Origin of the sequence: Mesorhizobium sp. M2A.F.Ca.ET.067.02.1.1 (genome assembly GCF_004023285.1) — a bacterium.
Lineage (GTDB): Bacteria > Pseudomonadota > Alphaproteobacteria > Rhizobiales > Rhizobiaceae > Mesorhizobium.
Window position 1 is genome coordinate 1 of the sequence record NZ_RZSB01000162.1, and the last position, 9,486, is coordinate 9,486.

Sequence of the window (9,486 nt, forward strand, 5' to 3'; positions counted from 1 at the left end):
GGGAGTTCCCATCGCTGCCGATTGGCCGCTCTCCGCCTGCGGCAACCGGCACCGCTGTCATTATACGTCCCCGGCCTTATCCGCCAGTGCGGCGTCCCGCGCCCGTTCCAGCGCCATTGCCATGATTTCGCTTGCCCTTCCATGGCTGGCGGCCTCGGCATAGCAGCGAAATTCGGGAGCGTTTCCGGAAGGTCGCAGATGGATGATCTCTCCGCTGGTCATTCGCGCTCTCAGACCGTCGGTCTCGTCTACATCCGCCACCATGCCGAAGGGCGCCAGGAACCGCTGCAACGCGTCGCGGTCGGCGAGCTTGCGCATCAACACGCGCGATGTCTCGACCGGGAAGTTCTCGAGCCGCTCGCTGGCGCAGACCGGAAGGTTCCAGGTTTCACGCAGGTTAGACAGCGATTTCCCCGTCGATGCCATCGTCCCCAGCACGGCCAGGATCGGCAAGAATGAATCCCGTGTCGGCAGCGCCGACAATATTTTGCCATTCACCAGGCAGTCGGATCCCAGCAGAACTCCGCCATTGGCTTCGAAGCCGACGACGATGCCGCCTGCCTGCCGCGCGGCGTCCATTCCCTCGATGACGAAAGGCGACCCGACCTTCGTTCTCCTGACGCTGAACCCGAACGCTTCGGCTATGCCCGAGTTGGAGGTGACCGGCGTCACCACGACATCGGCCTTGAGGAAGAGCGCCGTGGCCAGCCCGATCAGGTCGCCGCGGAACAATTCGCCATTTTCGTCGATGACAAGAGGGCGATCGGCATCGGCATCGGCCGAGACCACCGCGTCGAGTTTGAACTCGCGCACCCAGTCCCGCACCATCGCCAGCGTTTCCTGGCTGACGGCCTCGGTATCGACAGGCACGAAAGTATCTGTTTTGCCGACGACGATCACATCGGCGCCGAAGGATCGCAGGACCTCGACCAGCAGCTCCGCCGCAACGGTGCTGTGCTGGTAGACGCCGAGCCTCATTCCGGAAAGGGCGCCAGGGGGCAGAATTGCCTCCACACGGTCTCGAAAGGCCGCGAGCGCCTGTTCATGGCCGGCTTGCCAGTCCGCATAGGTCGGCGGCCAGGGATATTGATCGGACAGCTCCGCGACAGAAAGGGCGATCGCGGCCTCGTCCGCCTTGTCGATCTCGCCCTTCGGTCCATAGAACTTGATGCCGTTGCGGTCGGCGGGGATATGCGAGCCGGTCACCATCAGCGCCGCGGCGTTGTGCCGGCGGGCATAAAAGGCAAGCGCCGGTGTGGGGATCGGACCGCAATCGACCGGCTGGAAGCCGGATGCGGCCAGCGCCGCCATGCAGTCCTGTGCGATCGCCGGGCTGCTGTCGCGCAAGTCCCGTCCCACGAAGACCTTGCCTTGCTGATATCCAATCGCCCGCAAGCGCCGGGCGAAGCCCTCAGTGTAAAGTCCGCTTGGCCTTCCGGCCAAATCGGAAGCCAAACCCCGGACACCGCTTGACCCGAATTTCATCAGCCTGCTTTTGCTGTTAGAAGGTTGCCGCTGCTCATTTGAATGAGCCCCGCGGCCCACTGCCTGTCAACAGCAAAAAACCTCGAAACCCGCGTCCTTTCTAATGTCCCCACACCGCCAGTTCGTTGCCGGCCGGATCGGTGAAGTGGAACCGTCTGCCGCCGGGGAAGGAAAAGATCGGCTTGACGATGGTGCCCCCGGCGCTCTCGACCGCGTCCAGCGTTTCCTCGAGGTTCTCGGAGTAGAGCACGGGCAGCGGTTTGGCCGGCGCTTCCCCGGCATCGGCCTGGAAACCGCCATCGAGCCCTTCGGCGAAAGCGGAATAGGTCGGGCCGTAGTCGGTGAACGACCATGAAAAGGCGGCGCTGTAGAAGGATTTGACGCTGTCCAGCGTGCCCCCTGTCGCCGGCAGTTCCAGATAGTCGAGTTTCCCGTTGAGTTTCATCACGCTACTCCACTATGTTCTCTTTATGTTCTATATCGCGCCATGCCTCTCCGGCAAGTCTTTTTGACGCAGCTTTGCTTAATCGATTGTAGTGGCGGCGAGCGCTGCCGGTACCTTGCCTTTCGCACTGCAGCATCCTATCGCTCGGACCGGGGAAGCGGGGAACCGGGCCATGGTCCGGCTGTTTCTATCTTCCACGAACTGGAGGGCAAGCATGACCAAGTGGGTTTACACCTTCGGCGACGGCGCCGCCGAAGGCCGTGCCGGCGACCGCAATCTTCTCGGTGGCAAGGGTGCCAATCTGGCCGAGATGTGCAGTCTCGGCCTGCCCGTGCCGCCCGGTTTCACCATCACCACGGAAGTCTGCAACGCCTATTACGCCAACGGCCGGGCCTATCCCGATGGGCTCGAGGCGGATGTCGTCGCCGCTCTCGACCATATCGGCCGCATCACCGGCCGCCGCTTCGGCGATCCGTCGAAGCTGCTTCTGGTCTCCGTCCGCTCCGGCGCCCGGGCGTCAATGCCCGGCATGATGGACACCGTGCTCAATCTCGGCCTCAACGACGAGACGGTCGAGGCTTTGGCCGCCGATTCCGGCGATGCGCGCTTCGCCTATGACAGCTACCGCCGCTTCATCCAGATGTATTCCGACGTCGTCATGGGCCTCGATCACGAAGTGTTCGAGGAAATCCTCGAGGACCAGAAGGCCAGCCTCGGCCACGAGCTCGACACCGAGCTGACGGCCGCGGAATGGCAGGGCGTCATTTCGCTCTACAAGGCCAAGGTCGAGGAAGAGCTTGGCAAGCCGTTCCCGCAGGACCCGCACGAGCAGCTCTGGGGCGCGATCGGCGCCGTGTTCTCGAGCTGGATGAACAGCCGCGCCATCACCTATCGCCGCCTGCACGACATCCCGGAAAGCTGGGGCACGGCGGTCAACGTCCAGGCCATGGTGTTCGGCAATATGGGCGACACCTCCGCGACCGGCGTCGCCTTCACCCGCAATCCCTCGACCGGTGACAGGCAGCTCTATGGCGAGTTCCTGGTCAACGCCCAGGGCGAGGACGTGGTGGCCGGCATCCGCACGCCGCAGAACATCACCGAGGCGGCGCGTATTGCCGCCGGCTCCGACAAGCCGTCGCTTCAGAAGCTGATGCCCGACGCCTTCCAGGCCTTCGTCGACATCTCCGACCGACTGGAAAAGCATTACCGCGACATGCAGGACCTCGAATTCACCATCGAGCGCGGCAAGTTGTGGATGCTGCAGACCCGCTCCGGAAAGCGCACCGCCAAGGCGGCGCTGAAGATCGCCGTCGAGGTGGCGAGGGACGGCCTGATCACCAAGGAGGAGGCGGTCGCCCGCATCGATCCGGCATCGCTCGACCAGCTCCTGCACCCGACCATCGATCCGAAGGCGGCGCGTGATGTCATCGGCATGGGCCTGCCGGCCTCGCCCGGCGCCGCCACGGGCGAGATCGTCTTCTCGTCCGCAGACGCCGAGGACGCCAGGGCTCAGGGACGCAAGGCGATCCTGGTGCGCATCGAGACCAGCCCGGAGGACATTCACGGCATGCATGCCGCCGAAGGCATCCTCACCACGCGTGGCGGCATGACCAGCCACGCCGCGGTGGTGGCGCGCGGCATGGGCAAGCCCTGCGTGTCGGGCGCCGGCTCGCTGCGCGTCGACTACAAGGCCGGCACGCTGGTCTCGATGGGCCAGACCTTCCGCAAGGGCGACGTCATCACCATCGATGGCGGCAACGGACAGGTACTGAAGGGCGCGGTCGCCATGCTGCAGCCGGAGCTTTCCGGCGATTTCGCCGCCATCATGGAATGGGCTGACGCCGCGCGCCGCATGAAGGTGCGCACCAATGCCGAAACGCCGCTCGACGCGCGCATGGCGCGCTCCTTCGGCGCCGAGGGCATCGGGCTTTGCCGCACCGAGCACATGTTCTTCGACGGCGACCGCATCGTCGCCATGCGCGAGATGATCCTGGCCGATACCGAAAAGGACAGGCGCTCAGCGCTCGATAAGCTGCTGCCGATGCAGCGCTCGGACTTCCTCGAGCTGTTCGAGATCATGGCCGGCCTGCCGGTGACAATCCGCCTGCTCGACCCGCCGCTGCATGAATTCCTGCCCAAGACCGAGGCCGAGCTTGCCGAGGTGGCGAGCGCCATGAATGTCTCGGCCGACAAGCTGCGGCAACGCACCGAGGCGTTGCACGAGTTCAATCCGATGCTCGGCCATCGCGGCTGCCGGCTCGCCGTCTCCTATCCGGAGATCGCCGAGATGCAAGCGCGCGCGATCTTCGAGGCGGCGGTCGAGGCCGGACGCAAGGCCGGCGCGCTGGTGGTGCCGGAAATCATGGTGCCGCTGGTGGGACTGGTGAAGGAGCTGGAATACGTCAAGGCGCGCATCGACGCGGTGGCGCAAAGCGTCATGCAGGAGACCGGCACCAAGATCGATTATCTAACGGGCACGATGATCGAGCTGCCGCGCGCGGCGATTCGCGCCCATGTCATTGCCGAAGCCGCCGAATTCTTCTCCTTCGGCACCAATGACCTCACCCAGACGACCTTCGGCATCTCGCGCGACGACGCGGCGTCCTTCCTTGAAACCTACCGGCAAAAGGGCATCATCGAGCAGGATCCGTTTGTGTCGCTCGATGTCGATGGCGTCGGCGAACTGGTGCGGATCGCTGCTGAAAAGGGCAAGGCGACCCGGCCCGGCATCAAGCTTGGCATCTGCGGCGAGCATGGCGGCGATCCGGCTTCGATCCGCTTCTGCGAGGAGGTCGGGCTCGACTATGTATCGTGCTCGCCCTACCGTGTGCCGATCGCCAGGCTGGCGGCCGCGCAGGCGGCCGTGGCGGCGGCGAAAGGCGCCGCCAAACGCGCCTGAGACGTGCATTCCGGGGAGCGGCACCCCAAGGGACCTTACGGTTTTGTATGGAATGTCACGCTAACGTGCGCGTGACAGCCCTGAATCTCGACACCGTTTCGAGGGAGTTTCCGACACCGAACTTTTTGGTGTCAGAAACCCATGTTGCAGATTGCCCCCACTCCTTTCCGGTCGATCCTTGTCCTGCAGACCAAATTTATCGGCGACATCGTGCTTGCCTCGGCGCTGGCGAACAACCTGCAGCTCGCATATCCGGGCGTCAGGATCGTGTTTCTCTGTGAAACGCATTTGGCCGGCTTCCTGACGGCCCACGGCATTGCCGCCGAGGCTATCCCCCTCAGCCGCGCCAGGATGCGTGGCATGCCGTTCGAGCGGGGACGCGAGCTCTTCCGCGTGGTGCGGGAATTGCGGCGGCGTCGCTTCGACATGACCATCGACATCACCGACTCGAAAACCTCGCGTCTTATTTCCGGGCTGGTCAATGCTCCGGTCCGGGTCGGCTATTCTCCGACGGAGCGGCCTCTGCGCTGGCATGAACGCCAGCCCGCCAATGTCAGGATGAAGCCCTTCGGATTTGGCAAGAAGCACTTTCTCTACCGCTATCTGTCTCCGTTGGAGGCGCTCGGCGTCGACCTGCGCGTAAAAGCCCCGGCCATTCGACCGCTGCCATTCGAGACGACCCGCGTCCTGGCTTTGCTGGCCCGGCACCACATCCTCCCAAACGCCTTTGTCGCGGTTCATGCCGGAGCAAGTTTCGCCGGGCGTCGCTGGCAGCCGGAGCGCTTTGCCGAGGCAATCGACAGGATTGCCGGCGAGACAGGCTTGCGCGTCGTCCTGGTCGGCGGCCCGGACGAAAACGAGGCGACCGACAGGATTGTGGCCGCGGCGAAGACGCCTGTCGTCAATCTGGCGGGCGCGCTGCGGCTGGAAACCCTGCTTGCGCTGCTCAGGCAGGCGCGGCTGTTTCTCGGCAACGAAAGTGGGCCGATGCATATGGCGGCCGCGGCCGGCACGCCGGTTGTCGGCCTGTTCGGCCTGACCAATCCGGTCCGCTGGGCGCCGGTCGGCGTGCCCAGCATCTCGTTGCGGCCATCCGTGCCCTGCGACTGCGTCGGCGGCGACCTGTGCCGCCGGACCGATCCGAGCAAGGCCTGCTGCGTCTGGCGCCTGGAGGTTGATCCGGTGGTCGAGGCGGTGCTGGAGCTCCTGGCGCGTACCGAGGCAGTCCTGGAAGCCGCGGTCTGACACGCGGGGAGATTCTCGTGCCGTCGTCGTCCGCATTGCAAACAGCGAAATCCGGAATTTCGCTATTTCCATGACCGTGAAACGATCTGCCGGCACGTGCAAGTCACTCTGGCCCACGACCTTGTCGTCTTGTATATGAGGGCCACGTGAAACATGCGCGTGGCGGCCCCGGATGTCGACGTCTCAACTCAGTTCTGGTGCCCGGACACGGATGTTGCAGGGGCCCTTCGCAGGCGTCCGGTCGATCCTGATTCTGCAAACGAAATATATCGGCGATCTGGTTCTTGCCTCGACGCTGGCGAAGAATCTTAGGATCGCCTATCCGGAGGCCAGAATTGTCTTCCTGTGCGAGGCTCGCTTCGCAGGCTTCCTGACTGCTCACGGGATCGCAGATGAGACCGTAGCTTTCAAGCGCTCGAGCGCGCGTGGCACGGTAATGCAGCGCGGCCTGGAACTCTACCACGTATTGCGAAAGCTGCGTCGTTTGGCTTGCGATATGACCATCGACTTGACCGATTCAAAAACGACGCACTTCGTCGCCATGGCGCTCAACGCCAGGATCCGCGTTGGCTATTTCCCGACCGAGAGGCGATTGGGCCGGTTCGAGCGCCAATCCGCAAACGTCAGGGCCAAGCCCTTCGGCTATGGCGAGAGGCATTTCCTTTATCGCTATCTTTCTCCGCTGGAGGCGCTAGGGGAAGATCTGCGCGTGCGGGTTCCCTCGATCGAGCCGCTGCCATCGGAAACCGCGCGGGTCCTGACATTGCTGGACAGCTGCGGTCTTCGCCGCAAAGCCTTCCTGGTGGTGCATGCCGGAGCAAGCTTTCCGGGCCGCCGGTGGCAGCCCGAGCGTTTCGCCGCGGCCGTCGACACGATATCGAGCGAAACCGGTCTCTCCGTCGTCCTGGTCGGCGGACCCGACGAAGCCCAGGCGAACGACCACATCGTGGCCGCGGTCAAGGCGCCGGTCGTCAATCTGGTAGGTAAGCTATCGCTCGAAACGTTGATGGCGCTGCTCAAGGAGGCGCGGCTCTTCCTCGGCAACGAAAGCGGCCCAATGCATATGGCCGCCGCAGCAGGCACGCCGGTCGTCGGCCTGTACGGCCTCACCAACCCGGTTGCATGGGGTCCGGTTGGCGCACCCAGCATTTCGCTGCGGCCCCCAATGCCTTGCGAGTGTGTGGCCGCCGACATGTGCCACCGGACCAATCCAGCCAAGGCATTTTGCGTCTGGCGCCTGGAAGTGGACACGGTCGCCGAAGCAGTGCGCGAACTGCTGGCGCGGACGGACAGACCCATTAAAACCGCGGTGTAGACGAAAGCAATTTTTCGCGATTGCTCCTTTTGCGCTGTTGGACGTCCCCATTTTCGCCTAGATGCCGGTCTGTTGGGACGAGCGGAGGCAAGTTTTCTTTGGCGCGATGCGGCAACTGGCCGTGCGTGCCGGGTTGGAATGGATGATGGGTCTGCTTCGAAATTCTCTTTGCGTGCTCGCGCTGTCGCTCTTGGCGGCGTCGGCCGGCAATGCCGCAACGCTTCTCGAGCCGACGCTGCATCTGAAGACCCAAGCCCCGGAAGGGCGTGGGCGAGTCGCCCTGACGCTCGACGCTTGCGGGGGAAAGACCGACACAAGAATACTTTCGGCTCTTGTCGACAATCGCATACCGGCGACCATCTTCGTTACCGGCATCTGGCTCAAGCGCAATGCCGCGGCCGCCGAGATCATGCGAGCCCATCCTGATCTGTTCGAGCTGGAAAACCATGGCGGCCGCCACATTCCCGCGGTCGATACGCCGCGGAAGATTTACGGCATAAGCAGCGCCGGCAGCCCGGACGCCGTGCAGGCCGAGGTTGAATCCGGCGCCGCGGCGCTCGCCAGCGCGGGCGGACCGGCGCCCAAATGGTTTCGCGGCGCCACCGCGGAATACAGCCCATCGGCGATCGCCATGATCCGCAAGCTGGGCTTCAAGATCGCCGGCTTCTCGGTCAATGGCGACGGCGGCTCGCTGCTCGGCGCCAAGGAAACGGCACGCCGCATCGGCGCCGCCAAGGACGGCGACGTCATCATCGCCCACATCAACCAGCCGACGCATGCGGCCGGCGAGGGCGTGGTTCAGGGGCTGCTCGCCTTGAAGCAGAAAGGCATGACATTCGTGCGCCTGGACGATGCCGACGGTATAGGCAACGACGGCACCACCGATTGAGCGTGCGGTGCGGCGGCTGAATTTTGGCAGCCACATCCTTCCGAGATTGACGTGAACGCCCATCCCTCCGCCCTGGGATGACGACGCTTGGCCTTCGCCTGCCTCGGATCGCAGCGACGACCCAGCCCAATCGAAAACTCAGCCCGGTTCGGCTTCGACCGTTACCTTGCTCGTGTAGAACGCGCCGTGGTTGCGGATCTCGGTCATTTCGTCGATCGGATGTTCATAAGCCCACATGGCGTTCGTGCCGGCTTCGCCGGCCGCCTGGACGCTCCAGTAGCTGGCATCGCCCTTGTAGGGGCAATGCGTCGAGTGCTCGGTGCCGGCGAGCTTGCTGAAGTCGATATCGTCGAACGGGATGTAGAAGGCCGCCGGGTAGGGTGGTTCTGAAAGCACCTTGGCCCGGGTGGATCTTGCGATGACGGTATCGCCGGCGCGCACGGTGACACTGCCGCGATAGGGTTCGACGGTGATCACCTTGTCGGGATTGCGCTGGAAGCCGGGGGCAGGGTTGGCGGGCTTGTCCATGAATGGTCTCCTGGAGCAATTCCAGCAAAAGTGCGAAGCGGTTTCCGTCCGGAATTGCGTCAAAACAAAGAGAACGGTTTGCCGTTTCCATGAAACGGTGAAACGTTCTCGCGGCAGACTTACATGTGTCGGGTGAGTGCGTCGCGCAAGCCCGCGCGGCGCGAGGCTCCATCACCATTCATTGAACGTCTGCTGGCCAGCCGTCAGGCGGCTGTCTTGAAGGCATCCATGAGGCCGGCATAGGCGGCGGCAATGCCGGCCACCGGATTGGTGCTTCTTGCCGCGGTTTCGACCTTGAGCGCGCCGCCGCTGGTCGGCAGCGTCAGCAGCAGGAACTGGCGGTTGCCCGCGTCGCCGATGCAGGCGGCGGCGACATGCTCGCCATTCTCGCCGTTTTCGACGCGCATCTTGAACAGCAGCGTCCCGCCGACGGCTTCAAGCGCGCCGCCGACGACTTCGGCAAATTCATCTTCGGAAACGGTTTTGATGTCCGGCGCCAGATCGTCCAGACTTTCGGCAAGCGTGCTTTCGAGGGCTTTTTCGTCGAGCTGCGCGTCCATGCGAACCACTCCATTCGCCAATCTCACCCAGCCCGTCAACGAAACTTAACGGCGAGGATGGCCGGATTATGGCGGGTTTTCCGGGTCTTCGATTCATTCACCGGCTTCCACTTATTGCGG

General features: G+C 63.8%; 8 protein-coding genes. 4 read left to right on the forward strand and 4 right to left on the reverse strand.

The features are described from left to right. Positions 1 to 60: 60 nt before the first annotated feature. Entirely contained in the window at positions 61 to 1,485 is a 1,425-nt protein-coding gene (locus tag EOA28_RS13885) for a phosphomannomutase (RefSeq protein ID WP_128314970.1), read from the reverse strand. Positions 1,486 to 1,585: 100 nt separating this feature from the next. Continuing rightward, positions 1,586 to 1,930, reverse strand: a complete 345-nt coding sequence (locus tag EOA28_RS13890) for a VOC family protein (protein WP_042641814.1) — start codon at positions 1,928 to 1,930, stop codon at positions 1,586 to 1,588. A gap of 214 nt (positions 1,931 to 2,144) precedes the next feature. Here EOA28_RS13890 and ppdK point away from each other — a divergent pair, with 214 nt between their 5' ends. The 4 genes from ppdK (at position 2,145) to EOA28_RS13910 (ending at position 8,278) form a co-directional block, all read left to right on the forward strand. Further along, positions 2,145 to 4,829 carry a pyruvate, phosphate dikinase gene (ppdK, locus tag EOA28_RS13895; RefSeq protein ID WP_128314971.1) on the forward strand — a complete coding sequence of 895 codons (2,685 nt, stop codon included), beginning with the start codon at positions 2,145 to 2,147 and terminating at the stop codon, positions 4,827 to 4,829. Positions 4,830 to 4,970: 141 nt separating this feature from the next. Beyond that, a complete protein-coding gene (locus EOA28_RS13900; RefSeq protein WP_127251969.1) occupies positions 4,971 to 6,074 on the forward strand; it encodes a glycosyltransferase family 9 protein in 1,104 nt (367 codons plus the stop codon). A 211-nt stretch (positions 6,075 to 6,285) separates the two neighbouring features. Further along, positions 6,286 to 7,389: a glycosyltransferase family 9 protein gene (locus EOA28_RS13905; protein ID WP_126078452.1), complete on the forward strand. Its 1,104-nt coding sequence runs from the start codon at positions 6,286 to 6,288 to the stop codon at positions 7,387 to 7,389. Positions 7,390 to 7,534: 145 nt separating this feature from the next. Further along, positions 7,535 to 8,278: a polysaccharide deacetylase family protein gene (locus EOA28_RS13910; RefSeq protein WP_126083472.1), complete on the forward strand. Its 744-nt coding sequence runs from the start codon at positions 7,535 to 7,537 to the stop codon at positions 8,276 to 8,278. A gap of 138 nt (positions 8,279 to 8,416) precedes the next feature. Here EOA28_RS13910 and EOA28_RS13915 read toward each other — a convergent pair whose 3' ends face one another. Both EOA28_RS13915 and EOA28_RS13920 read right to left on the reverse strand, forming a co-directional pair. Then, the gene (locus tag EOA28_RS13915) at positions 8,417 to 8,806 is read right to left on the reverse strand and encodes a DUF427 domain-containing protein (RefSeq protein WP_127251970.1); all 390 of its coding nucleotides are present in this window, start codon (positions 8,804 to 8,806) and stop codon (positions 8,417 to 8,419) included. 203 nt (positions 8,807 to 9,009) lie between these two features. After that, positions 9,010 to 9,306 carry a hypothetical protein gene (locus EOA28_RS13920; protein ID WP_245501521.1) on the reverse strand — a complete coding sequence of 99 codons (297 nt, stop codon included), beginning with the start codon at positions 9,304 to 9,306 and terminating at the stop codon, positions 9,010 to 9,012. Between the last annotated feature and the right edge of the window lie 180 nt (positions 9,307 to 9,486).

What these genes read in the sequence shown, in the direction of transcription:
- EOA28_RS13900 (WP_127251969.1), top strand. Translation starts at nt 4,971, where the DNA reads ATGTTGCAGATTGCCCCCACTCCTTTCCGGTCGATCCTTGTCCTGCAG.
- EOA28_RS13915 (WP_127251970.1), bottom strand. Translation starts at nt 8,806, where the DNA reads ATGGACAAGCCCGCCAACCCTGCCCCCGGCTTCCAGCGCAATCCCGAC.
- EOA28_RS13905 (WP_126078452.1), top strand. Translation starts at nt 6,286, where the DNA reads ATGTTGCAGGGGCCCTTCGCAGGCGTCCGGTCGATCCTGATTCTGCAA.
- EOA28_RS13910 (WP_126083472.1), top strand. Translation starts at nt 7,535, where the DNA reads ATGGGTCTGCTTCGAAATTCTCTTTGCGTGCTCGCGCTGTCGCTCTTG.
- ppdK (WP_128314971.1), top strand. Translation starts at nt 2,145, where the DNA reads ATGACCAAGTGGGTTTACACCTTCGGCGACGGCGCCGCCGAAGGCCGT.
- EOA28_RS13890 (WP_042641814.1), bottom strand. Translation starts at nt 1,930, where the DNA reads ATGAAACTCAACGGGAAACTCGACTATCTGGAACTGCCGGCGACAGGG.
- EOA28_RS13885 (WP_128314970.1), bottom strand. Translation starts at nt 1,485, where the DNA reads ATGAAATTCGGGTCAAGCGGTGTCCGGGGTTTGGCTTCCGATTTGGCC.